Source organism: Spongiibacter sp. UBA1325 (assembly GCF_002306875.1).
Classification (GTDB): domain Bacteria; phylum Pseudomonadota; class Gammaproteobacteria; order Pseudomonadales; family Spongiibacteraceae; genus Spongiibacter; species Spongiibacter marinus.
The window spans coordinates 293,793-316,928 of record NZ_DBTD01000004.1; the positions used below are offsets into that span (position 1 = coordinate 293,793).

At 55.6% G+C, this 23,136-nt stretch carries 21 protein-coding genes; 12 read left to right on the plus strand and 9 right to left on the minus strand.

Annotation, left to right across the window (positions count from 1 at the left end):
• Positions 1 to 45: 45 nt before the first annotated feature.
• From B3K78_RS04185 to B3K78_RS04200, 4 genes are all read right to left on the minus strand, one after another.
• A complete protein-coding gene (locus tag B3K78_RS04185) occupies positions 46 to 2,919 on the minus strand; it encodes a ribonucleoside-diphosphate reductase subunit alpha (protein WP_286694427.1) in 2,874 nt (957 codons plus the stop codon).
• Between the two features lie 395 nt (positions 2,920 to 3,314).
• Complete coding sequence (locus B3K78_RS04190; protein ID WP_204995194.1) at positions 3,315 to 4,400, minus strand: ABC transporter ATP-binding protein; 1,086 nt, start codon at positions 4,398 to 4,400, stop codon at positions 3,315 to 3,317.
• Between the two features lie 55 nt (positions 4,401 to 4,455).
• On the minus strand, positions 4,456 to 5,361 hold the full coding sequence (gene argF, locus B3K78_RS04195) for an ornithine carbamoyltransferase (RefSeq protein WP_286694428.1): 906 nt from the start codon (positions 5,359 to 5,361) through the stop codon (positions 4,456 to 4,458).
• 32 nt (positions 5,362 to 5,393) lie between these two features.
• Entirely contained in the window at positions 5,394 to 6,584 is a 1,191-nt protein-coding gene (locus B3K78_RS04200; protein WP_286694429.1) for an acetylornithine transaminase, read from the minus strand.
• Positions 6,585 to 6,932: 348 nt separating this feature from the next.
• On the opposite strand from B3K78_RS04200, the gene B3K78_RS04205 reads away from it, so the two are divergent.
• The 7 genes from B3K78_RS04205 to B3K78_RS04235 all read left to right on the plus strand — a co-directional run bounded on the left by B3K78_RS04205 (position 6,933) and on the right by B3K78_RS04235 (position 14,687).
• Positions 6,933 to 9,329: a TonB-dependent receptor gene (locus B3K78_RS04205; protein ID WP_286694430.1), complete on the plus strand. Its 2,397-nt coding sequence runs from the start codon at positions 6,933 to 6,935 to the stop codon at positions 9,327 to 9,329.
• Positions 9,330 to 9,455: 126 nt separating this feature from the next.
• On the plus strand, positions 9,456 to 10,988 hold the full coding sequence (locus tag B3K78_RS04210) for a hydantoinase B/oxoprolinase family protein (RefSeq protein WP_286694431.1): 1,533 nt from the start codon (positions 9,456 to 9,458) through the stop codon (positions 10,986 to 10,988).
• 91 nt (positions 10,989 to 11,079) lie between these two features.
• Positions 11,080 to 11,412 (plus strand): Grx4 family monothiol glutaredoxin, encoded by a 333-nt coding sequence (grxD, locus tag B3K78_RS04215; RefSeq protein ID WP_286694432.1) that lies wholly within the window; start codon positions 11,080 to 11,082, stop codon positions 11,410 to 11,412.
• A 227-nt stretch (positions 11,413 to 11,639) separates the two neighbouring features.
• Positions 11,640 to 12,794, plus strand: a complete 1,155-nt coding sequence (locus B3K78_RS04220; RefSeq protein WP_286694433.1) for a porin — start codon at positions 11,640 to 11,642, stop codon at positions 12,792 to 12,794.
• A gap of 123 nt (positions 12,795 to 12,917) precedes the next feature.
• Positions 12,918 to 13,367, plus strand: coding sequence for an FMN-binding protein (locus tag B3K78_RS04225; RefSeq protein WP_286694434.1), 450 nt, complete (start codon positions 12,918 to 12,920; stop codon positions 13,365 to 13,367).
• The gene (locus tag B3K78_RS04230) at positions 13,364 to 14,119 is read left to right on the plus strand and encodes a PepSY-associated TM helix domain-containing protein (protein ID WP_286694435.1); all 756 of its coding nucleotides are present in this window, start codon (positions 13,364 to 13,366) and stop codon (positions 14,117 to 14,119) included. Before B3K78_RS04225 ends, B3K78_RS04230 begins: the two co-directional genes overlap by 4 nt.
• A gap of 100 nt (positions 14,120 to 14,219) precedes the next feature.
• Positions 14,220 to 14,687, plus strand: a complete 468-nt coding sequence (locus tag B3K78_RS04235) for a hotdog fold domain-containing protein (protein WP_286694436.1) — start codon at positions 14,220 to 14,222, stop codon at positions 14,685 to 14,687.
• A gap of 67 nt (positions 14,688 to 14,754) precedes the next feature.
• On the opposite strand, the gene bfr is transcribed toward B3K78_RS04235, so the two are convergent.
• Positions 14,755 to 15,237 carry a bacterioferritin gene (bfr, locus tag B3K78_RS04240; protein WP_027874451.1) on the minus strand — a complete coding sequence of 161 codons (483 nt, stop codon included), beginning with the start codon at positions 15,235 to 15,237 and terminating at the stop codon, positions 14,755 to 14,757.
• 134 nt (positions 15,238 to 15,371) lie between these two features.
• Entirely contained in the window at positions 15,372 to 15,569 is a 198-nt protein-coding gene (locus tag B3K78_RS04245) for a bacterioferritin-associated ferredoxin (protein ID WP_286694437.1), read from the minus strand.
• A gap of 243 nt (positions 15,570 to 15,812) precedes the next feature.
• On the opposite strand from B3K78_RS04245, the gene B3K78_RS04250 reads away from it, so the two are divergent.
• The gene (locus B3K78_RS04250) at positions 15,813 to 16,415 is read left to right on the plus strand and encodes a peroxiredoxin (protein WP_027874453.1); all 603 of its coding nucleotides are present in this window, start codon (positions 15,813 to 15,815) and stop codon (positions 16,413 to 16,415) included.
• 239 nt (positions 16,416 to 16,654) lie between these two features.
• Here B3K78_RS04250 and B3K78_RS04255 read toward each other — a convergent pair whose 3' ends face one another.
• The 3 genes from B3K78_RS04255 to pyrC form a co-directional block, all read right to left on the minus strand.
• The gene (locus B3K78_RS04255) at positions 16,655 to 17,239 is read right to left on the minus strand and encodes a superoxide dismutase (RefSeq protein ID WP_286694438.1); all 585 of its coding nucleotides are present in this window, start codon (positions 17,237 to 17,239) and stop codon (positions 16,655 to 16,657) included.
• 112 nt (positions 17,240 to 17,351) lie between these two features.
• A complete protein-coding gene (rnt, locus tag B3K78_RS04260; protein WP_286694439.1) occupies positions 17,352 to 17,978 on the minus strand; it encodes a ribonuclease T in 627 nt (208 codons plus the stop codon).
• A gap of 2 nt (positions 17,979 to 17,980) precedes the next feature.
• Entirely contained in the window at positions 17,981 to 19,015 is a 1,035-nt protein-coding gene (gene pyrC, locus B3K78_RS04265) for a dihydroorotase (protein WP_286694440.1), read from the minus strand.
• A 145-nt stretch (positions 19,016 to 19,160) separates the two neighbouring features.
• Here pyrC and B3K78_RS04270 point away from each other — a divergent pair, with 145 nt between their 5' ends.
• The 4 genes from B3K78_RS04270 (at position 19,161) to B3K78_RS04285 (ending at position 23,128) form a co-directional block, all read left to right on the plus strand.
• A complete protein-coding gene (locus B3K78_RS04270) occupies positions 19,161 to 19,691 on the plus strand; it encodes a shikimate kinase (protein WP_286694441.1) in 531 nt (176 codons plus the stop codon).
• 10 nt (positions 19,692 to 19,701) lie between these two features.
• Entirely contained in the window at positions 19,702 to 20,199 is a 498-nt protein-coding gene (locus B3K78_RS04275) for a 6-pyruvoyl trahydropterin synthase family protein (protein WP_036256633.1), read from the plus strand.
• A gap of 27 nt (positions 20,200 to 20,226) precedes the next feature.
• Positions 20,227 to 20,934, plus strand: a complete 708-nt coding sequence (locus B3K78_RS04280; protein ID WP_286694442.1) for an SDR family NAD(P)-dependent oxidoreductase — start codon at positions 20,227 to 20,229, stop codon at positions 20,932 to 20,934.
• A gap of 271 nt (positions 20,935 to 21,205) precedes the next feature.
• A complete protein-coding gene (locus B3K78_RS04285) occupies positions 21,206 to 23,128 on the plus strand; it encodes a PrkA family serine protein kinase (protein WP_286694443.1) in 1,923 nt (640 codons plus the stop codon).
• Positions 23,129 to 23,136 lie beyond the last annotated feature (8 nt).

A 23,136-nucleotide genomic window follows, 5' to 3' on the forward strand; every position in this document is an offset into this window, starting at 1 on the left:
CTATTTGGGTGGGGCGCGGTGACGCCCCGGGTGCAGCTAGTTCTATTACTGACAAGCTTCGCAATCTGGATCATCCAGCGAGCAGGCTTGTGGTACGGGCGCGGCCTGTGGCGCCGATGGTGCGGCGGCGCTTGCCGATACCTTGTTCATGGAGCCTTGGTTTACCGTGGATTTCTCGGTAGAGCTGGCTGCCAATGCACGGAGGTAGTAGGTGGTTTTGAGGCCACGGAACCACGCCATGCGGTAGGTAATGTCGAGCTTTTTGCCCGATGCACCGGCTATGTACAGGTTGAGTGACTGGGCCTGGTCCAGCCATTTCTGGCGGCGGCTTGCCGAGTCCACCAACCAGCGTGGCTCAACCTCAAAGGCGGTGGCGTACATGGCCTTCAGGTCGTCGGGTACGCGGTCGATCTTCTGCAGTGAGCCCTCGTAGTACTTGAGGTCGTTAACCATAACGGCATCCCACAGGCCGCGCGCTTTCAGGTCTTTAACCAGGTGCGGGTTCACCACGGTGAATTCGCCTGACAGGTTCGATTTCACGTAGAGGTTCTGATAGGTCGGCTCGATCGATTGCGACACACCGGTGATGTTAGCAATGGTGGCAGTTGGGGCAATGGCCATCACATTAGAGTTACGCATGCCTTGTTGCTTAACGACTTCGCGCAGGCTGTCCCAGTCCAGAGTCTGGCTGTGGTCGACTTCGATGTAGTCGCTGCCGCGCTCTTCCACCAACAGCTTCAGTGAGTCGATGGGCAGAATGCCGCGGCTCCACAGCGAGCCTTCGTAGCTCTGGTAGCTGCCACGCTCAACGGCCAGGTCGCTAGAGGCTTTAATAGCGTAGTAGCTGATCGCTTCCATAGAGCGGTCGGCGAATTCCACTGCCGCGTCTGATGAGTAGGCAATGTGCTGTTTGTACAGCGCGTCCTGGAAGCCCATCAAACCCAGGCCCACAGGGCGGTGCTTCAGGTTTGAGTTTTCGGCCTGCGGCACGCTGTAGTAGTTGATGTCGATAACGTTATCGAGCATGCGCACAGCGGTTTTGATGGTTTTTTCCAGCTTGGCCAGGTTCAGCTCGCCGTCGATGATGTGCTGGGCAAGGTTGACCGAGCCAAGGTTGCATACGGCAATTTCGTCTTTGTTGGTGTTGAGTGTGATCTCGGTACACAGGTTAGACGAGTGCACCACACCGGCGTGTTGCTGCGGGCTGCGCAGGTTGCAGGGGTCTTTGAAGGTGATCCAGGGGTGGCCTGTTTCAAACAACATAGACAGGATCTTGCGCCACAGGTCAGCCGCTTTAACACGCTTGTAGAGCTTGAGCTCGCCGGTGCGGGTCATTTCTTCGTACTGTTCGAAGCGCTCCTCGAAGGCCTTGCCGTAGAGGTCGTGCAGATCGGGCACATTGTTCGGTGAGAACAGTGTCCATTCGCCGTCTTCGAATACGCGCTTCATGAACAGGTCGGGAATCCAGTTGGCGGTGTTCATGTCGTGGGTACGGCGGCGATCGTCACCGGTGTTTTTGCGCAGCTCGAGGAATTCCTCGATATCCATGTGCCAGGTTTCCAGGTAGGCGCAGACGGCGCCTTTGCGCTTGCCGCCCTGGTTAACCGCAACGGCGGTGTCGTTGACCACTTTCAGGAAGGGGACAACGCCCTGTGACTTGCCGTTGGTGCCTTTAATGTAAGCGCCCAGGCCGCGTACCGGCGTCCAGTCGTTACCCAGGCCGCCGGCGAATTTAGACAGCATGGCGTTGTCTTGAATAGCGCCGTAAATGCCGTGCAGGTCGTCGGGTACGGTGGTCAGGTAGCAGCTGGAGAGCTGGGGACGCAGTGTGCCGGCGTTAAACAGCGTGGGGGTGGAGCTCATGTAGTCGAAGGAGCTCAGCAGGTCATAGAATTCGATCGCGCGCGCGGTTTTATTCTCTTCACGCATGGCCAGGCCCATGGCAACGCGCATGAAGAAAATTTGTGGCAGCTCGATACGCACTTCATTGCTGTGAATAAAGTAGCGGTCGTAGAGGGTTTGCAAACCGAGGTATTGGAACTGGTGGTCGCGCTCGGGCTTGATGGCCGCGCCCAGAGCGGCCATGTCGTAGTCGCGCAGCTCGGGCGACAGCAGCTCCAGCTCGACACCTTTTTCAATGTAAACCGGCAGGGCTTTGGGATAGTAAACAGCCATGTCGTGCTGGGTGGCGCTGTCTGCCACACCGAGGAAACTCAGTGCTTCGGCGCGGAGTTTGTCCAGCAACAGGCGGGCAGTAACCAGGCTGTAGTTGTGCTCTTTTTCCACCATGGCGCGGGCGGCGATGACCAGCGAGGTGTTGATCTCTTTCTCGGACACGCCGTCAAACAGGCTCTTCAGTGCTTCGTCGAGCACGGCATTGGCAGAGACGTCTTCGAGGCCTTCACAGGCTTCATTCACAATAAATTCCAGGCGACCCAGGTCCAGCGGTACTTCGCTGCCATCAGCGTGTTTAACGCGAATGCTGGGGTGGGTTTTCTCGGCCACTTCCGGGCTTTGTTGGGCGCGCTCTTCGGCGCGGGCCGCGCGGTACAGTACGTAGGCGCGAGCAATTTTGTGCTCGCCGCTGCGCATCAGAGCCAGCTCGACCTGGTCTTGAATTTCTTCAATGTGGATGGTTCCACCCGTGGGCATGCGGCGCTTGAAGGTGGCGGAAACCTGATCCGTCAGCTTGGCTACGGTTTCATGAATACGGGTCGAGGCCGCGGCATTGCCACCCTCTACAGCCAGAAACGCTTTGGTGATGGCGACACTGATTTTGTCATCGGTGTAGCTCACCACTGACCCATTGCGTTTGATAACGCGGATTTGCCCGGGTGCGGTGGCACTGAGCTCGTCTTGCTTGGGGGCGGTAGGAGGAACCGGCGCGTTGCTGGTGCTGCTATCTTGGGTGGTCTGCATGGTATTTAGGGCCCTTGCTATGCTGATCGCGTGTTGTTGGTGTTAATGCCGCAAAAAAACGGATGTTTGCGGGGCGCTGCTTGGCTTATTTGCCCGTATTCGGGCGAGGTTTTTTTTTGTCTACAGCTTGATCTCAGGCGTTATTCAATGCTAGGTGAATGTTGACGCCGCCACCCATATATGGGGTTTTTTGGAAATCGGGATACAAGATAATGCGGTTTTCGGGTGGGTGCAAGCACCATATGATGTGAATGAGCTGTGGATAAAGTGTGGGTAAGCAGGGGGTGAAATTTGCCTTGCTCGCAAGTGCCCGCGGGGCGGGCTTTAGCGCCGAGTGGCCACTAAAATTGCTGCGGACACAGCCGCTAGACGGAATGTTTATAACAAAAAAATTTTTATGCAGCGCCGCTATGAGGCCGGGGTGCGTGCTCAAAATTTGCACCTTCCTGAGCGAAGGCGATGAGGTGTTCCAGCTCGGTGCTGATCTGTACCGTTTCGCCGAGTTGGAAGTCGCGGTGGCTGGGCAGTAAGGCTTCTACCACGCTGCCGGTGGGCAGGCGCAGGGTGTAGACCGTGGCGCTGCCTGAAAAGACTTTGCGCTCTACCGTTGCCCGCAAGCCGCCGAAGTCACTCAATACGATATCGTCGGGGCGCAGCAACACGTCCACTGGGGTGCCGGTAGGCCAGGGATAGGCGCGGTTGCCAATGAGCGCGCCGAGCTCGGTATTCACCGTGTTGGACTCGGTGCCGATCAGCCCGGGCAGGAAGCAGCCTTCACCGATAAAGTCGGCAACGATGCGGTTGGTCGGCTCGTGATAGAGATTAAAGGGCGTATCCCACTGCTGCAGATGACCGCCGTGCAGCAGACCGACCTGATCGCTAAACGCGAAGGCTTCGTGTTGGTCGTGGGTGACCAAAATAGCGCTAATGCCAAGCTCTTTTAAAATGTCCCGGACTTCCAGGCTGAGCTTCTTGCGCAGTTCGGCGTCGAGGTTGGAAAAGGGCTCATCCATCAACAACAGCTGAGGGTTGGGGGCCAGCGCGCGGGCCAGTGCAATGCGCTGTTGCTGGCCACCGGATAACTCGTGTGGGTAGCGTTTTTCCACGCCGTCCAGGCGAACGAGGGAAAGCAGTCGGCGGACGCGCTGCTGTTGCTCTTTATGCGGCAGTTTTTTTAAGCCAAAACGAATGTTGTCGATAACATTCAAATGGGGGAACAGGGCGTAGTCCTGAAATACCATGCCGATGTGGCGCTGCTCGGGTGGTAGCTGCATGCCGGGTTGGCTGAGGGTTTGCTCGTTGAGCAGGATCTGCCCTTTGTGAAGCGGCTGGAAGCCGGCAATCGCGCGCAGGATAGTGGTTTTGCCACAGCCGCTAGGCCCTAGCAGACTGCATATATCACCGTTGTGGACGTGAAAGCTGACGCCATTGACGACGGGGGTGGTGTCGTAGCGGCAGTGAATGTCCTGAATTTTTAGCAAGGCTGCTCCTTCGCTTGCTATGCGGCGGGCCGAACGCCTCGCCGCAAGCAACAATCTACTGGGTGAGCAAAAATTCCATCAGTGCTTTCTGGGCGTGCAGACGGTTTTCTGCCTCGTCCCAGATCACGGTATCGGGGCTGTCCATCAGCTCGGCGCTAATTTCCTCGCCGCGCTTGGCGGGGAGGCAGTGCATATACAGCGCGTCAGGGTTGGCATGGGACATCAGTTCGGCATTGATCTGGTATCCCGCCAGTTTGCGACGGCGCTCGGCCTTTTCTTCTTCCTGGCCCATGGATGCCCAGACATCGGTAACCAGCAGGTCGGAGCCTTTTGCCGCTTCGGCGGGGTCGCGGATAATTTCCACGCGGTCGCCAGCGGCCTCAACCAGATCAGCGCGCGGGTCAAAACCCTCGGGACAGGCGATCTTCAGTTTGAAGTCAAACTGGATTGCGGCATTGATATAGGACTGGCACATATTGTTGCCATCGCCAACCCAGGTGACTTGTTTGCCTTTAATGCTGCCGCGGTGCTCGACAAAGGTTTGAATGTCGGCGAGGAGCTGGCAGGGGTGGTAGTCATCAGTCAGGGCATTGATGACCGGCACTGACGAGTACTCGGCAAATTTTTCAATAATGCTGTGTTCGAAGGTGCGGATCATCACGATGTCGCACATTGACGAGATCACGCGTGCGCTGTCTTCAGTCGGCTCGCCGCGTCCCAATTGCGTATCGCGCGGTGACAGGAAGATGGCGTGGCCGCCAAATTGGGCAATGCCCGCCTCGAAAGAAATGCGCGTGCGGGTAGACGCTTTTTCAAAGATCATGCCCAGCACGTAGTTGGGAAATTGCACGCTCTGGCGGCGCTCGCGGTGCTCGGCTTTCAGCTCAATCGCCCGCGCAATGACGTGGTCGAGTTCCGCGGGGCTGAGGTCGTTAAGGGTTAAAAAGTGTCTCAAGGCCATAAGTGGCTACCTTTGCTGCATCGATTGCTGCCTTACGCGGCATCGGACTGGGCGGGCCACTGAAGGATCAGTGGACAGAGGATGTCGAGCAGCGCGTCGACTTCCTGCCGGCTAATAATAAGAGGGGGAAGCAGGCGCACGACCCGTTCCGCAGTAACGTTAATCAATAAGCCCTGGTCGAGCGCTTGTTTAACAAGGCCCGCGCAGGGGCTGTTTAATTCAACGCCCACCATCAGGCCGCGGCCGCGCACCTCTACAACGTGCTGGGCATCGGCTAAGCGCTCGCGCAGACCGGCCTGCAAGTAGTCGCCGATGTCGCTGACGTGGTTGCGCATCTCCTCGGTATTGAGGGTCTCGACGACTACTTGTCCCGCCGCGCAGGCCAGTGGGTTGCCGCCGAAGGTAGAGCCGTGGTTGCCGGGGTGAAACAGCGACGCGGCTTTACCGTGTGCCAGACAGGCGCCAATAGGCAGGCCGTTGCCCAGGCCTTTGGCAGTAACCAGAACATCGGGCAGTACGCCGTCGTGTTGGTAGGCGAAATATTTGCCGGTCCGGCCATTGCCTGTTTGTACTTCGTCGAGCATCAGCAGCCAGTTGTTGCGGTCACATAGCTCGCGCAGTTGTTTCAGGAAGCCTTCCGGTAATACGTGCAGGCCACCTTCACCCTGGATCGGCTCCAATAACACGGCGGCTACGCTGTCATTGTTGTTGGCAATGCTTTCCAGAGCCGCAATATCGCCGAAGGGCGCGCGGATAAAGCCGCGCACCAACGGCTCGAAGCCCGCCTGAATTTTGCGGTTGCCGGAGGCGGTAAGCGTGGCCAGAGTCCGGCCGTGGAAGGCCTGCTCCATCACCACAACATGGGGGATGTCGATACCGCGCTGGTGGCCGTGCATACGCGCCAGTTTAATGGCCGCTTCGTTGGCTTCTGCCCCCGAGTTGGCAAAAAATACGTTGTCCATGCCGCTGGCATCGCGCAGAGATTCGGCCAGCTGCTGTTGGCGCTGCACGTTGTATAAGTTGGAGGTGTGCAGCAGTTTGCCCGCTTGTTCGGTAATGGCTTGTGTAACGCCGGGGTGGGCATGGCCGAGTGCATTGACACCAATGCCGCTGATGCCATCGATATAGCCCTTGCCCTGCTCATCGAACAGGCGAACACCTTCACCGCGCACAAAGCTGACAGGCAGGCGGCCGTAAGTATTCATCAGTGCGGGCAATGTCATTGCAGCGTATCTCCTCTAGCGGGGTATTTGAGCGAACCCCAAAACGCAAAAGGGCAGCGCCTGCTGCCCGAGAATTAAGGGAGTAATCATATAAGGAAGCTTTTGTAAATTCCATAGCCCGCGGTAATTTGTCAATGGCGCTGGGCGATTGGTCAGCCGTGGTTTTGGGCGAAGCGGGTGCGGCTTGGATGGGGGGAAATTTATTGTTAATGTTTTACCTGAAAACATGGAGGCCGTAAAAGTGCAATACGGCAATCTCCGAGATGTTTGCTATAAGTAGATTGACTCAAAATGCTGCGCCAGTGTTTTTGGTGCCAATAATAATTGTAGTCGGGGAGACTTCTACAGATGACACACAAGCGTATGTTCACACGATCAAAGCTTGCCCTTGCCATGTTGGCGTTGCCAGTGGCCGTTTCGGCCCAGGACAACGGCAATGTTCTGGAAGAGGTGCTGGTAACCGCGCGGAAGCAGTCGGAAACCTTGCAGGATGTGCCGTTTTCTATTGCGGCGATGACAGAAGGGAAACTAAAACAGAGTGGGGCGACGGATCTGGAGTCGATGGCGACAAACGTGGCCGGTATTTCGATCCAAAACCTGGGGCCGGGTCAGAGCCAGGTTTCTATTCGCGGTATCTCTGCTGGGCAAATTGTTCGCGACCAGCCCGGTGTTAAAGAGCAGGTTGGGGTCTACTTTGACGAGTCAGTGATCTCGATGTCGCTGTTCACGCCCGACTTGGATTTCTACGACATCAATCGTGTGGAAGTGCTGCGCGGGCCGCAGGGCACACTGTTCGGCTCCGGCTCGCTGTCGGGCACGGTGCGTTATATCAGCAATGCGCCCAACAGTGACGAGCTGAGCGGCTCTGTGCAAGTGGGCGGTGAAACCGTCGATGAAGGCAGTGAAGGCGGCAATATTAAGGGGCATGTTAATATTCCGCTTAGCGACACCTTGGCGCTCCGCGCCGTGGGTTACGCTCAGCAATACGCGGGTTACATCGATGCCTTGCAGCCCGACGGAAGCACCAAGGACGATGTTAACGAAGGCACCCGCAGCGGTGGTCGCATCGCACTGCGCTTTCAGCCATCTGACAGCGTGGTTATCATGCCTCGGGTTATTTTTCAGAGCATCGACATGGACGGCTTCAATCGCGAAGACGACTACAACATGTTGGCCAACCCCTACACCACCAGCCGCCCGCCCGTTCGCCTGGGCGACTACGAGCAGTTTACTCAGCTTGAAGAGAGTTTTGAGGACGACTTCTTGCTGGTTGATCTGACCGCCACCATTGATCTGACGGAAGATATGACGCTGACATCGGTGTCCTCGTATACCGATCGCGATGTGTTGGTGCTGCGCGATGCCACGGCCCTGAACGGTAGTATCACTGGCGGCTCCTTCGGTGAAAGCGAGGCGGTTTATACCCTCGATGCGCCGCTGTATGACGAAACCGAAGCTGAGGTGCTGACCCAGGAGCTGCGCTTGAGTGGCCTGAATGGTCCCGTGCAATGGGTGGCGGGGATCTTCTATAGCGATATCGAGCGCCGCTATGGCCAGTCTCTGCAAGTGGCCGGTTACGATGCCAGCGCGCGCACCACGGCGCCCGATTCCACCGACCCCGGCGAGACCCTGGGCGCGAATGCGGTTGATGAACTGTTCTACTCAGACATTCCCTACGAGCTGGAGCAGTACGCGGTGTTCGGCGAGGTGTCTTATGACCTGAACGACAAAACCATGATCGTGGTGGGCGCCCGTTTCTTCGACTACGAGGAAAAGCGTACGCTGAACTTTGATGGTATCTACAACGCCAGCGTGCTCGGACAGAAGAGCGATGTGTCGTCGGACGGCGTGTCGCCGCGGGTGATGCTGCGCTACGACATGAATGACGATGTGATGCTCAATGCGCAGGTGTCGAAGGGCTTCCGTTTGGGGGGTATTAACGACCCGCTGAATGAACCTCTGTGTTCACCTGCCGATAAAGCCACCTTTGGCGGTCGCGATGACTTTGAAGATGAAACACTGACGAACTATGAAGTGGGCAGTAAAATGCGCCTGTTCGGCGGTGCGGGTACCTTTAATGTCTCGGCATTCTACAGCGACATTAAAGATCTGCAGGCAACCGTAAACGCGGGTACCTGTTCCTCTCGGATCGTTTACAACGTGCCTGAGGCCCACAGCACCGGGGTGGAAGTTGAGTTCTTTGTGCGCCCGATGAGCAATTTCGAGTTTGGTCTGTCGGCCAGCTACGTGCGCGCCGAGATCGATTCGGATGTTACCTCTACCGACAACGCCAATGTGACGAGCATTGTCGGCGGCATTCGCGAAGGTAATGAGTTGCCAACGGCGCCGGGCTTTGAGCTTGCCGCGACGGCTACCTATTACTTCCCGGTATTCGAAACCTGGGAAGGCTACTTCAACACCACCTATCAAAACGTCGGTTCGCGCTACACCCAGCTTGCGGATCAGGAAAACGGCGGACGCGGTGTTGCCAGCCTCTACGCCAATGTGGGTGGTCCTTTGACCCAGCCGACCTACGAGTATGATCGCGAGCAGGGTGGTTATCAGATCGTCAACTTGCGCCTGGGCGCGAGAAACGATCAATGGGATACCGCATTGTTTGTGCGCAACGCAACCAATGAACGTGCTGAGCTGTCCTTGGATACCGAGCGCGGCGGCAATGCCCGCGTTGGTCACCACGTCAACCAGCCACGTACCATTGGCTTTAGCGCGCGCTATAACTTCTAGGTCGTCATGGACTGACACATAATCGACTTAACGGCCCTTCGGGGCCGTTTTTGTTTGAGGTGCGTTTGGCGAATATTGGTGGCTTTGGGGATAATAGTATTTTGCTAGCCCTAACAGGATGACGGTATGACTCACACCGCCCAGCTCGACCCAGTGAAACTCGGGCTCTTCGTAAGCCGCCTGGAAGCGGTATGCGAGGAAATGGGGGCGGTACTGCAGCGGGCGGCTTTTTCACCCAATATTAAAGACCGGCTCGATTTTTCCTGTGCCATCTTTGATGCCGGCGGCGCGCTGTGTGCACAAGCGGCGCATATTCCCGTTCACCTCGGCAGTATGGCCTATGCGATGGCTGATATTGTCGGCGCCTGCGACTGGTCAGAAGGCGATATGTTGGTGCTGAATGACCCGTTTCTTGGCGGTACCCACCTGCCCGATGTCACGGTCATTGCGCCGTATTTTTTGCACGGCGAGTTGCTGGCATTTGTTGTGAATCGCGCCCATCACGCGGATATTGGCGGCTCAACGCCGGGCTCGATGCCCCTGTCAAAAAGCCTGGATGAAGAGGGCGTTGTGATCCCGCCCACGCTATTGCAGCGAAATGGCGTTGTTCAGCGACACCTGCTGGACGAATGGTTTGGCGAGGGTGAGCACGGCGACTTTGTCGCCCAGCTTAGCGCGAACCGCTGTGGCCTGACGCGCTTAGCCGAGGTTGTCGAGGCGTTGCCGCTGCCGTTTCCTGCGGCCGTTACCCAGTTACAGGCGTATGCCGAGCAGTTGGCGACCTCCCGCTTAACCGAATTACCGGCTGGGGAGTACCGTTTTCAAGACCTTATGGACGATGATGGCTTTGGTCAGAAAAACCTAACGATTGAGGTGTTGTTGTCCTTGGGGGGCGGCCGGGCGACGGTGGACTTCACCGGCACCGCTGAACAAGTACCGGGCAATATTAACTGTCCGCGGTCTGTGGCTGCGGCGGCGGTGTATTACGCGTTTCGATGTCTGATGCCCAATGAGGCGCCGGTATGCGCGGGCTTGTTCCGTCCCATTAGTCTTCGTGTTCCCGAAGGGTGCCTGCTGAATGCACGGCGGCCGGCGGCCGTGGCGGCGGGCAATGTCGAAACCTCTATGCGCGCGTGCGACGCGGTATTGGGCGCGCTCGCGCAGGCTCTGCCGGAGCGTATTCCCGCTGCGGCGCACGGCAGCATGAATAATGTGGCGATGGGCTCGTTAGAGGGCGAGCCCTGGCACTACTATGAAACCCTGGCGGGCGGGAGCGGCGGTCATGCCGAGGGCGCTGGACTGAGTGGTGTGCAGTGCCATATGACCAATACGCTGAACACCCCGGTGGAGAGTCTGGAAATGCACTACCCGTTGCGCATTCGCCAATACAGCGTGCGCCGCGGCAGCGGTGGCGGCGGGCGGCATTGCGGAGGCGATGGCCTGGTGCGGGAGTTTGAATTCCTGGCGACCGCGCGCTTTACCTTGCTTACCGAGCGCCGCTATGTCGCGCCCTGGGGCTTGCAAGGGGGTGACGCGGGTCGCTGCGGGGAAAACAGCCTGAATGGCGAGCGCTTACCAGCAAAAGTAAGTGCGCTGGCAAAGCCCGGTGACCGCTTGCGCATTGCCACGCCCGGCGGGGGTGGCTGGGGGCAGGCATGACTTTTCGCGCCGGGAATTGTTAGAATAGCGCTCTGAAATGGTCCGGGCTTTTACTCATCGGTTTGCCGGACGCCGATACGGCAGGTACTCAATGGATACGATCGACGCAATTAAACAGCAAATCGAAAACAACCCCATCATTATCTATATGAAGGGTTCACCCAATCAGCCTCAGTGTGGCTTCTCTGCACGCGCCTCTCAGGCATTGATGGGTTGTGGCGAGCGATTCGCCTTTGTGGATATTTTGTCTAACCCCGATATTCGCGCAAAACTGCCTGAGTACGCTAACTGGCCGACCTTCCCCCAGTTGTGGGTTAAGGGCGAGCTGATTGGCGGCTGCGACATTATTTGCGAAATGTATGAGAGCGGTGAGCTGAAAACGTTGCTGACAGAAACCTCAGCTGGCGAGGCCGCTGGAGGTTAACGCCTGTTGGCTTGCAATTACGTTTCCTGAAAACCCGGCCTTAGCGCCGGGTTTTTTTATCGCTTTGGGGAGGGCTTGATCAGGGATAGCTAAAGGTTTTTGAGATTGTGAATGAGAATGCTTTTTATTTGGGTTATTGCTTGCTATTATCCATCGCGACTTAATCGCCGCAAGGTCCTCGAAGAGGGACGGGCGGCATTGCCTATCGAGATTGGAGATACAACTCAATGAAAAAGACTGCTTTGGCCGCAGCCCTGGCTGCACTGCCTGCACTGTCATTCGCTGCTGCGCCTAGTACTGAAGAAATGTGGACGATAATCCAGCAGCAACAGCAGGAGATTGAGCGTTTAAAACAAGAGCAAGCTGAAGCCGATGCTAAGTTGAATGCAACGGCAGACGCGGTAGAGCAATCAGCAGGGATTGCAAGTTGGGCGAGCAAAACAACGCTGGGTGGATACGGAGAGCACCACTTTAATCATTTTAAAAATGGCGACGATCAAGTCGATGCGCACCGCTTTGTTCTGTTCATTGGCCATCAGTTCAGCGATACGGTTCGCTTTTTCTCCGAGCTGGAAGTTGAGCACGGTATTGCCGGTGAGGGCCAGCCTGGTGAAGTGGAGCTGGAGCAGGCCTACATCGCCTGGGACTTCACCCAGGGTCATACGCTGACGATGGGCCAGTTTTTGGTGCCAATGGGTATTATTAACGAGACGCACGAGCCCGATACGTTCTACGGGGTTGAGCGAAATAATGTAGAGAAAAATATTATTCCTGCAACGTGGTGGGAAACGGGTGTGATGGTCAATGGTGAAATTGCCCCCGGTCTTAACTACAACGTTGCGTTACACAGCGGTCTTAAAATTGACCCAGCCGGTGGCGCCGTGCGTGGTGGTCGTCAAAAGTCTGCCAAGGCCACGGCGGAAGACCTCGCATACACTGCGCGCCTTAGCTACAACGGCGTCCCGGGCCTTGAGTTGGCAGCAGCAGTACAGCAGCAGCAAGATATTAGCCAGGGCGCTACAGGTGGTGGTGAAGCGACACTATATGAAGCGCATGCGCGTTACCGCATTGGCGATCTGACATTGACTGCACTGGCTGCTCAGTGGGATATCGATGGCGATGCCTTCGCTGCCGCGGGTACTGATAAGCAGGATGGCAATTATGTTGAAGCCTCTTATAAGGTGACTCCGAAGCTAGGTGTTTTCGTCCGCCAGAGTGAGTGGGATAATGCTGCGAATAGCGCAGTGGATACAGAGGTCGAGCAATTTGATATTGGCTTGAACTACTGGTTGATGCCTACCGTAGTATTGAAGGCAGATATCGCAGACACCCGCAACAGTAATAAAGATGCGGTAAACTTGGGGATTGGTTGGAGCTTCTGATAGTTGATCAGGCGAATTAAAGCAAGTCTCAGCAGCGGGCAGATGCCCGCTGCTGTTTTTTTAGTGTTATGTGCTCTTTTTGCGAGACCACTACATGCTAGTGAGGCTGGCCAGTATCTTAGTGTGCCGGATTTCCTCTCAGGCGCATTTGCGCAAGCGGAGCCCACTACAAAAGTATTTTGGCTAAACGCGGAGCTGAAGCGGCAGATTAAAGAGTTAACCGGTCGCCAATTTCCGTTGCTAAGGGTGCGGTATTGGCAGAGTGGTCGCCGCACCGCCTGGATATTAGACGAAATTGGTAAGGAAATGCCCATCACCATCGGTGTGGTGGTTGAGGAAGGGGCAATACAGCAGTTGCGTATTCTGGCTTTCCGGGAAAGTCGAGGTTGGGAAGTTCGCCATCCTTTTTTCACTAAGCAATTTGACGGCCTGCGCCTTGATAGTTCGTCAGTACTTGATGGTCGGGTCGACAGTATCACCGGTGCGACATTGTCAGTGCGGGCTGTTACCCATGTTGCTCGACTAGCCTTATTGTTAGCGCAGCAGGTGGTGCCGGAGAAAGCTGCTTCGTGAATGCGTATCGCCGTTGGCGCATATCTTTGTTGCGCTGGCATCGCCGTATCGGCGTGCTGCTGGCCATTTTTGTTGTGAACTTGGTGATGACGGGCATTGCCATTAACCACAGTAGTGGTTTGTCGCTGAATGAGCGCCATGTCGATCAGGAATGGTTGCTCTCTCTATACGGTATTAATGCTGCGGAGCAACGCAGTTTCCTTGTTGGCGATAACTATCTAAGCCAAGCCGGTGATAGTGGGCTGTATATCGGCAAGCAAGCCTTGTTGAGCTGCGAGGGAGCGTTGCTGGGTGCTGTAGCCTTGGTCAGTGAAATCTACGCGTTGTGCGAAGATCGCCTATTGGTATTTAGTCAGGATGCCGCGTTATTGGATGACCTGAGTGCGGCCTATGGGTTACCAGAGGGTTTGCAAAGCCTGGCGGAAAAAAATGGTCGTTTGTATCTTCGTGATCGCCATCGCGTTTATCAATATGACCCCCTGAGTTTGCAATTCACTATTGCCGATGAACCGCCTGCTACTATTTGGGCTAAAGCATCAACACCCCCGCTGGAGCTCGACAATTTTCTGCAGCAGCGACACCGCGGCAAGGGGCCAAGCTGGGAGCGAGTGCTACTGGACCTTCACAGTGGGCGACTGTTCGGTGACCTGGGGGTATGGGTTGTGGATATTGCAGCCGTTGCTCTGCTACTGATTGCACTAAGCGGTGTTTGGGTGTGGGTTACTAAGCCCGGTCGCTGGCGAAAAAAATAATTGTTATTGTGACTTTAAATTTCATTGGGGCGGGCATTCCAGTCAATGGTCTGTTGCGGGCTCAATGCTAGTCTGACTACCTCGTTCTGGAGGTAGTGTTATGAATTCTGTATTGAAAATGTGGCGTAAGTTGTCAGCGTACCCCGGTGGCAAGCTGGCTTTCTCTAAGGCGATATGCATGAAAGCGCCTTACTTCTCTACGATCTCTCCGCGTTTTGAAGAGCTGGGCGTTGGCTATGGGGTGGTGCGTATTCGTGAGCGTCGCTCTATTCACAATCATATTGGTACGGTTCACGCGATCGCGCTTTGTAACCTGGCCGAAGTCGTTGGCGGCATCACCGCTGAAGTCTCTATGCCCAAAGGTATGCGTTGGATCCCCGCCGGAATGACGGTACGTTATTTAAAGCCTGCTAAAGGGGTGCTGCGCGGCTACGCGAGTATGCGCGAGATAGAGGTGGGTGAAAAAGGTGAAGTGCCGGTGCAGGTCGAGGTAAAAGAAGAAGATGGTACGGTCGTCTTCACCGCTGAGATCGGCATGCATGTGTCGCCGGTGAAGCCGAAGAGTTAACGCGCAAAAAAAAAGCCCACTCCAATAAGGAGCGGGCCCTTCTTTCTTTGTGGTGTGACGTGGCGGCTTATGAATCGCCAAGACCGCCCATAACGGATTGCTGGTAGTTTTGGATGCCCACTTTCTCGATAAGGCCCAGTTGAGTTTCCAGCCAGTCGATATGCTCTTCCTCAGACTCCAGGATTTCCTCAAGCAGCTCCCGGCTGCCGAAGTCTCCAACTGATTCGCAGTATTTAATACCTTCTTTCAGGTCTGGTACGGCTTTCAGCTCCAGGCTGAGGTCGCACTCGAGCATTTCCTTGGTATTTTCGCCGATCATCAGCTTGCCAAGGTCTTGCAGGTTGGGAATGCCTTCCAAAAATAAAATACGCTTGATCAGCTTGTCAGCGTGTTTCATTTCGTCGATGGATTCATGGTATTCGTGCTCGCCGAGCTCTTTCAGGCCCCAGTCCTCGTACATGCGCGCATGCAGAAAATACTGGTTGATGGCGACCAGTTCGTTGCCAAGTGCCTTATTGAGATGGGCGATAACCTGAGCGTCACCTTTCATTGCTGTGTCCTTAATTAACGTGGCGTATAAATAGCCAATAGTGTGGACGCAGTATGGGGGTGAGTCAAGCTAAGTTGTTGATTTTAATGGTATATTAGAAGGGTAAAGCCAATCGTTCTCAATTACTTTTCGCCTTAGGCAACGGCGTAACAGAGGGATTCGTCATAGTTGCTGAGATGGGCGTCAAAGACGCTGCGAGCCAGGGAACCGCACTTTCCGCACTGGCTGGCGAGGTCAAGTTCACGGCGCAATTCACGGAAGCTGCTGGCGCCATTGTCCATCGCTTCTCGAATTTGTGTATCGGTAATGCCTTTGCAGAGACAAACGTACATGTTGCTGGAACCTGTGTGGTGTCGTTGTGTTCAGGATTCTAAAGTTAATGAAAATGAGAATGCTTGTCAATTGTCTTTTTGGGGATTCGGGTTTTTTAGTCGGTTTTGCCATAGTTGCAGGCTATGGGGGCGATTAGAATTTTCAATGGGATTGGTTTGTGACGGCGTGTATGATTGCCGGTCTACTCCTTTTTAAGAGTGCGTGATTGCACTGTCTAATGAAAACAACCGGAGGTAAACATCATGGGTGTACTCGTAGGTAAACCAGCTCCTGACTTCACATGTGCGGCAGTACTTGGCAACGGCGAGATCGTTGATGAGTTCACGCTTAGCGAAGCGGCTAAAGGCAAATACGCGGTTCTGTTCTTCTATCCGCTGGATTTCACCTTTGTCTGCCCTTCAGAGCTGATCGCTCTGGATCACCGTATGGACAAATTCCGCGAGCTGGGTGTTGAGGTGATCAGTGTATCGATCGACTCTCAATTCACTCACAACGCTTGGCGCAACACTGCTATCAAAGATGGCGGCATCGGTCCTGTAACCTACACCATGGCTGCTGACGTGCGTCACGACATTTGCCGTGCATATGACGTTGAAGCTGAAGGTGGCGTGGCATTCCGCGGCGCGTTCCTGATCGACAAAGAAGGCATGGTTCGCTCTCAGCTGGTTAACGACCTTCCTCTCGGCCGTAACGTCGATGAGCTGGTGCGTTTGGTTGAGGCACTGCAATTCCACGAAGAGCACGGTGAAGTTTGCCCTGCTGGCTGGAATAAAGGCGACAAAGGTATGGACGCATCACCGACTGGTGTAGCGGCTTACCTGTCAGAGAACTCTGACAAGCTGTAATACGGCGACTCTGCGGCGCGAGCCGCAAGCTCCTAAAAAAGCCCGGTGACCGCAAGGTGATCGGGCTTTTTTGTGAGTGAGAGTTTGTGGTGTTGAGGGCGTAAGCGCGTATACAGAACCCCCGCGCTAAACGCGGTTGTGGCGGCGGAGTGGTGAGGTGATGGGGCGCGGGAGGCGTTTCCGCCAGATACAAAAAACCCCACCGAAGTGGGGTTTTGCAACACGTAGTGTGGCGGGGATTAGGCAGCGAAGTTAGCGGCAGCAAATTCCCAGTTCACCAAGTTCCAGAAGCCTTCAAGGTACTTGGGACGCGCATTGCGGTAGTCGATGTAGTAGGCGTGCTCCCAAACATCGGCGGTAAACAAGGGTGTTTGGCCTTCGCGAGCGATAGGCGTGTCAGCGTCGTCGGTGTTAACGATTTCCAGGCTGCCATCGCTGTTTTTTACCAGCCAGGTCCAGCCAGAGCCGAAGTTGCCGACCGCGCTAGCGTTGAAAGCGGCTTTGAACTCGTCGAAGGAACCAAATTTGGCGTCGATGGCTGCCGCCAGCTCGCCAGTGGGTGCGCCGCCGCCATTGGGGCTCAGGCTGTTCCAATAGAAAGTGTGGTTCCAAACCTGGGCTGCTTGGTTGAACAGGCCGCCACTTGCCGATTTGATGATTTCTTCCAGTGACTTGCCTTCGTTGTCGGTACCGGCCGTCAGTTCGTTCAGCTTGGTCACGTAGGCGTTGTGGTGTTTGCCGTGGTGAAAGTCCAGAGTTTCAGCTGAGATGTGGGGTTCAAGTGCGTTTTTGTCGTAAGGCAGTGCAGGTAATTCAAAAGCCATGTTGGTCTCTCCTGACGTTTAGTGGTTGTTTACGGTGTCGAGGGCGTATTTTCGCCCGTGTTATCTCTACGGTGTTGGACGCCGATCTGTGCCGGAGTTCCAACAACTTAATTTATGCCCAGCGCCAGCCGCCAAGGTCTTGCCAGCGGTTGACGATTTGGCAAAACAATTCCGCGGTCTTTTCCGCGTCGTACGCGGCGCTGTGCGCTTCATTGTTATCAAACTCTATGTCGGCCAGTTGGCAGGCCCGGGCCAGTACGGTGTGTCCGTAGGCCAGGCCTGACAAGCTGGCAGTATCCATCACCGAAAACGGGTGGAAGGGGTTGCGTTTTATGCCGCAGCGGTTAATCGCGGCCATCACAAACCCCAGGTCAAAGTGGGCGTTGTGCCCTACCAGCACTGCGCGAGTGCAGTCGTGGGCTTTGACTTGCTGACGGATTTTCTTCAGCAGCTCGCCCATCACGGTGACTTCTTTCTCGGCTTGTCGGTCAGGGTGATGGGGGTCGATACCGGTAAATTCAAGGGCCGCGGCTTCTAAATTCGCGCCTTCGAAGGGTTCGATGTTGTAGCTGAGTGTCTCATCGGGTTCGAGGTTGCCGGCGTCATCCATTCTCAATAGGGTGGCAGCAATTTCCAAAATACCGTCGGTGTGACAATTGAAACCGCCGGTTTCAACGTCAATAACGACAGGTAGAAACCCGCGAAATCGCTGTGCAATCAGACTCTTATCGTCATTCATGCTCAGGTTACCTGCCAGCGCAGGGTTTCACCGGCGCGGAGCGGACGTAGCGTATCGTCCCCTAATGGCAGTGCCTCAGGGGCTTGCCAGTCGGCTTTTTGTAAGGTGATTTGATCCTGGTTGCGGGGTAGACCATAGAAGTCAGGGCCGTGGAAGCTTGCGAAGGCCTCTAGCTTGTCCAGTGCACCGGCTGCTTCGAATGCCTCCGCGTACATCTCTATGGCTGCGTAGGCGGTATAGCAACCGGCACAGCCGCAATCGGCCTCTTTGCGATGGCGGCCGTGGGGGGCGGAGTCGGTGCCGAGGAAAAATTTCGGGCTGCCCGAGGTTGCCGCCGCAATAAGCGCCTGTTGGTGGCGGTTGCGCTTCAAGATGGGCAAGCAGTAGTAGTGCGGGCGGATGCCGCCAGCAAGCATGTCGTTGCGATTGTAGAGCAAGTGGTGGGCGGTAATTGTTGCGGCGACGTTATCGCCGGTATTAGCGACGAATTCGGCGGCATCGGCGGTGGTAATGTGCTCCAGGACCACTTTCAGCGAGGGAAAGGCGGCGACAATGCGTTTGAGGTGGCGCTCAATAAATTCCGCTTCGCGGTCGAAGATGTCGATATCGGCATCGGTGACTTCGCCATGAACCAGCAGTGGCATACCCTGCTTCGCCATTTCATCCAGCACCGGCCACAGGCCATCGACGTCGGTGACGCCAGCATCGGAATTGGTTGTGGCCCCCGCGGGATATAACTTTGCCGCATACACCAGGCCGGATGCCTTGGCCTCGGCAATATCGGCCGGCTCAGTGCGGTCTGTAAGGTAGAGCACCATTAGCGGAGTGAAGCTCGCTCGCTCGGCAGGCATCGCTGCGAGAATACGCTCGTGATAGGCGCGTGCTTCATCGAGCTTGCGAACCGGCGGGGTAAGATTTGGCATCACAATGGCGCGGCCAAAATAGCGGCTCGCGTCACTAACTGTCTGTGTCAGGGCATCGCCATCGCGCAGGTGGATATGCCAATCATCGGGGCGGGTAATGTGCAGGGTTTGCATGCTTGAGCCTGTGCTGTGTAGAGCCGAAATGCTACAGGATTCAGGGGCTTGATTAAAGTCACTGCGGGGCAACAGCGCTTTGTTTTGCGTGTGCTTCGCGCTCTGTGGCACTCTAGATAGCAGATTAGTAGCGGTAGCGAGTTCAGTGATCAATTCCCTTAGTCTTATTGGTATGCCCGCCTGTGGTAAGTCCACGCTCGGGCGGCATATAGCTCGGCGCACCGGGTTGCGGTTTGTGGATGGCGATCGGCTTATCGAGCAGCGTGAAGGCCAGACACTGGCGCAGTTGCTAGCGCAAAGAGGGTATTTAGGGCTGCGTGAAGCCGAGGAGCGTGCATTATTGGCGGAGGATTTTTCCGGGGTGGTGCTCGCAACCGGCGGAAGCGCCGTATACAGCCAGCCGGTGATGGAGAAACTTCACCGCCTGGGGCCTGTGGTCTTTATTGATGTTACAGAGAGCGAGCTGGCTACGCGGCTGGGGAATTTTGCCGAGCGCGGCGTTGCCTGTGCACCGGGAACAGATTTATCGGCCTTGTATGCCGAACGCCAGCCCTTATATGAACGCGAGGCAGATGTGCGCGTGGCGGCACTGGACCGGGGCGAGCAGCAGCTGGCGGAAGAAATTTTGCTGGCAGCGGCTGAATGGCAACAACGCCAGAGCGACACCAAAGAATAAGGAGGGGCGGATGCCCATAAAGCGACATACCTGTATTGAAATATGCAAGGAAGATCTGAAGTTTTCCGGCGCCCACTTTACTATCTTTTCGGCGACGGACCGCGAGCGGCTGCACGGCCATAATTTTCGGGTTAGCCTCGACCTGACCGCGGAGGTAGGTGAGGACGGTATGTGCTTTAGTTACGTGGAGATTAAAAAACGTCTGCGCAAGCTGTGCGCAGAGTTAGACGAGTACACGCTGCTGCCCGCGCAGTCCCCGTATATGCGGGTCGAAGAACAGGGCAAGTACTACCGCGCCGAATTTAACGGTGAGGAATTGCTGTTTTTAAAGGCCGACACCTTACTGCTGCCATTGCGCAACACCACGGTTGAAGAATTTGCTCGCTACGTCCTCGAGCGCCTGCTCGACGACGCCCCCTTCATTGATGGCAATGAGATCAGCGAGTTGGTGATGAAGGTTTCCTCGGGCCCGGGTCAGTGGGGCTCTGCAAGCTGGACTCGCGATTGATTCGGCGACTGTGAATGGAACGGTATTGTGAATAAATTAGTAGTAATTAGTGGTGGAAGCCAAGGCATAGGCCGCGCGACAGTGGAGCGCTTTTTGGCGGAAGGGTACCGGGTAATCAACCTGTCACGGCGGTCGCTGGACATTGAGGGCGTTCTCCAGTTGTCGGTGGACATGGGGCGCATCGATTGGCTAGAGGGTATGGCCGCGGAGGCGCTCAGTATTGCTGCAGAAAGTGCCGACGAAATCGTGTTGATCCACAATGCTGCGCGGCAAGACAGCGATACCGTTGCCACGCTCGCGGCCGAGGATTTCGCCGCGGTACTGCAGATCAATTTGGTCGCCCCGCAGCAACTCAATGCCGTGCTGATTCCCTACATGAAACCGGGGTCATCAATTTTGTATGTGGGGTCAACCCTCGCTGAAAAAGCCGTGCGCGGCTGCGCTTCCTACGTGGCCAGTAAACATGGTCTGGTGGGGCTGATGCGAGCAACGGTGCAGGACTTGGCCGGCACCGGTATCCACAGTGCCTGTGTTTGCCCCGGTTTTACCGATACCGCCATGCTGCGCGGGCACATCAACAATGACCCAGAGGTGATTGCCGCAATCACCGCCAATGTGTCGGCTGGGCGCTTGATAGATCCGCAAGAAATCGCCGATACCTTGTATTTTTGTGCGCGCTCTCCGGTGATTAGTGGCGCGGTAATCCATGCCAATCTTGGCCAGATAGAACACTAGGATTCCTCCGCTCGCAGTAAATTTTACTGCGGCACTTTCCCTGCGTTTTTACGGTCTACACTAGTTGTAGGCCGAGCGTTTTCCCAAGCACTCTATTGGCACATGCACTAGCCACACTTCGGTAATCGCGTAGTCTTTTTTTGTGGATCGAAGTAGATGATCTCTGCGTAGCAGAGTAGAGTGAAGACGCACACACATGAAACTGTCGTCGCGCTACATCGCGAGTGGAATGTCAGCGACGTGGCGTTAACGCAGAAAGGAGATTGCACCGATGGGTATCCTTGATAACGTCCGCGAGCAATATCTGAAGGCGAAGGACGAGGAGATGTCATTGACTGACTACCTCGAGCTTTGCCGCAGCGATCCGCTTGCTTACGCCACCCCGGCTGAGCGAATGCTGGCTGCCATTGGCGAGCCAGAACTTGTAGATACCCGCAGTGACCCTCGGCTTTCACGAATTTTTTCTAATCGCTTGATCGCCCGCTATCCCGCCTTTGCAGAGTTTTACGGCATGGAAGATGTGATCGCGCAGATCGTCGCATTTTTCAAACATGCCGCGCAGGGCCTGGAAGAACGCAAACAGGTGCTATATCTGCTTGGCCCGGTAGGCGGTGGTAAATCGTCGATCGCCGAGCGGCTGAAAAAATTGATGGAAGCCTACCCGATCTACGCCCTGAAAGGCTCGCCCATTAACGAGTCGCCGCTGTCGTTGTTTGACCCCCAGCGCGACGGTAAGCAGCTTGAAGAAGAGTACGGTATTCCCGAGCGCTATCTCAGTGGCCTGGCGTCACCGTGGGCGATCAAGCGCCTGGACGAGTATGAAGGCGACCTTAGCCAGTTCCGCGTTGTGCGCATTCAGCCCTCAGTGTTAAAGCAAGTGGCGATTACCAAAACCGAGCCCGGCGATGAGAACAATCAGGATATATCCACTCTGGTCGGCAAGGTGGACATTCGCAAGCTCGAGAGCTATGCGCAAGACGATCCCGATGCCTATTCCTACTCCGGCGGCCTGTGCCTGGCGAATCAGGGTATGCTTGAGTTTGTCGAGATGTTCAAAGCGCCCATTAAAATGCTGCATCCCCTGCTGACGGCGACGCAAGAAGGAAACTACAAGGGCACCGAGGGCTTCTCCGCGATTCCCTTTCAGGGCGTAATACTCGCTCACTCCAACGAATCCGAGTGGCAGAGCTTTCGCAACAACAAGCACAACGAGGCATTTCTCGACCGGGTATACATCGTCAAAGTGCCCTACTGTTTGCAGGTGTCAGAAGAGGTAAAAATTTACCAGAAGCTGCTGCGCCACAGCTCCCTGGCCGATGCGCCATGTGCACCGGGAACGCTGGAAATGCTCGCACAGTTCTCGGTATTGACGCGTCTTGGCGAGCCGGAGAACTCCAGCATTTATTCTAAAATGCGTGTTTACGACGGTGAGTCACTGAAAGACACCGACCCGGCGGCGAAGTCCTTCCAGGAGTACCGCGATTATGCCGGTATCGATGAGGGCATGACCGGGATGTCAACGCGCTTTGCTTTCAAGGTGCTGTCGGCGGTATTTAACTACGACAACGCCGAGATAGCGGCTAACCCCGTGCACCTCATGTATGTGCTTGAGCAGCGCATTATGCGCGAGCAGCTGCCTGAGGATGTGCAGCGCACCTACCTAGAATTTATCAAGGGCTGGCTCGCGGTTCGCTACGCTGAATACGTGGGTAAAGAAATTCAAACGGCCTATCTGGAGTCATACTCAGAGTACGGTCAGAACATTTTTGACCGCTACGTGACCTTTGCGGATTACTGGATTCAGGACGAAGATTACCGAGATCCGGAAACCGGCGCGATCTTCGACCGTGCCACCTTAAACGGTGAACTGGAGAAAATTGAAAAACCCGCCGGGATCGCCAACCCGAAAGATTTCCGCAATGAAATCGTTAACTTCGTGCTGCGTGCTCGCGCTCAAAATGAGGGCCGCAACCCGAACTGGACGAGCTATGAAAAACTGCGCGAAGTGATAGAGAAGAAAATGTTCTCCAGCACTGAAGAGCTGCTGCCGGTCATTTCCTTTAATGCCAAAGCCTCCGATGAGGACCAGAAAAAGCACGAAAACTTTGTTACCCGCATGGTCGAGAAGGGCTACACACCCAAGCAAGTACGTTTGTTGTCAGAGTGGTATCTGCGCGTACGTAAAGCTGGCTAGTTAACGCT

Excerpts from the sequence above, each read along its gene's own strand:
- grxD (WP_286694432.1), top strand. The coding sequence starts at position 11,080 with ATGGATACGATCGACGCAATTAAACAGCAAATCGAAAACAACCCCATC.
- B3K78_RS04285 (WP_286694443.1), top strand. The coding sequence starts at position 21,206 with ATGGGTATCCTTGATAACGTCCGCGAGCAATATCTGAAGGCGAAGGAC.
- B3K78_RS04245 (WP_286694437.1), bottom strand. The coding sequence starts at position 15,569 with ATGTACGTTTGTCTCTGCAAAGGCATTACCGATACACAAATTCGAGAA.
- B3K78_RS04220 (WP_286694433.1), top strand. The coding sequence starts at position 11,640 with ATGAAAAAGACTGCTTTGGCCGCAGCCCTGGCTGCACTGCCTGCACTG.
- rnt (WP_286694439.1), bottom strand. The coding sequence starts at position 17,978 with ATGAATGACGATAAGAGTCTGATTGCACAGCGATTTCGCGGGTTTCTA.
- B3K78_RS04200 (WP_286694429.1), bottom strand. The coding sequence starts at position 6,584 with ATGACATTGCCCGCACTGATGAATACTTACGGCCGCCTGCCTGTCAGC.
- bfr (WP_027874451.1), bottom strand. The coding sequence starts at position 15,237 with ATGAAAGGTGACGCTCAGGTTATCGCCCATCTCAATAAGGCACTTGGC.
- B3K78_RS04235 (WP_286694436.1), top strand. The coding sequence starts at position 14,220 with ATGAATTCTGTATTGAAAATGTGGCGTAAGTTGTCAGCGTACCCCGGT.
- B3K78_RS04185 (WP_286694427.1), bottom strand. The coding sequence starts at position 2,919 with ATGCAGACCACCCAAGATAGCAGCACCAGCAACGCGCCGGTTCCTCCT.
- argF (WP_286694428.1), bottom strand. The coding sequence starts at position 5,361 with ATGGCCTTGAGACACTTTTTAACCCTTAACGACCTCAGCCCCGCGGAA.
- B3K78_RS04255 (WP_286694438.1), bottom strand. The coding sequence starts at position 17,239 with ATGGCTTTTGAATTACCTGCACTGCCTTACGACAAAAACGCACTTGAA.
- B3K78_RS04275 (WP_036256633.1), top strand. The coding sequence starts at position 19,702 with ATGCCCATAAAGCGACATACCTGTATTGAAATATGCAAGGAAGATCTG.
- pyrC (WP_286694440.1), bottom strand. The coding sequence starts at position 19,015 with ATGCAAACCCTGCACATTACCCGCCCCGATGATTGGCATATCCACCTG.
- B3K78_RS04250 (WP_027874453.1), top strand. The coding sequence starts at position 15,813 with ATGGGTGTACTCGTAGGTAAACCAGCTCCTGACTTCACATGTGCGGCA.
- B3K78_RS04205 (WP_286694430.1), top strand. The coding sequence starts at position 6,933 with ATGACACACAAGCGTATGTTCACACGATCAAAGCTTGCCCTTGCCATG.
- B3K78_RS04210 (WP_286694431.1), top strand. The coding sequence starts at position 9,456 with ATGACTCACACCGCCCAGCTCGACCCAGTGAAACTCGGGCTCTTCGTA.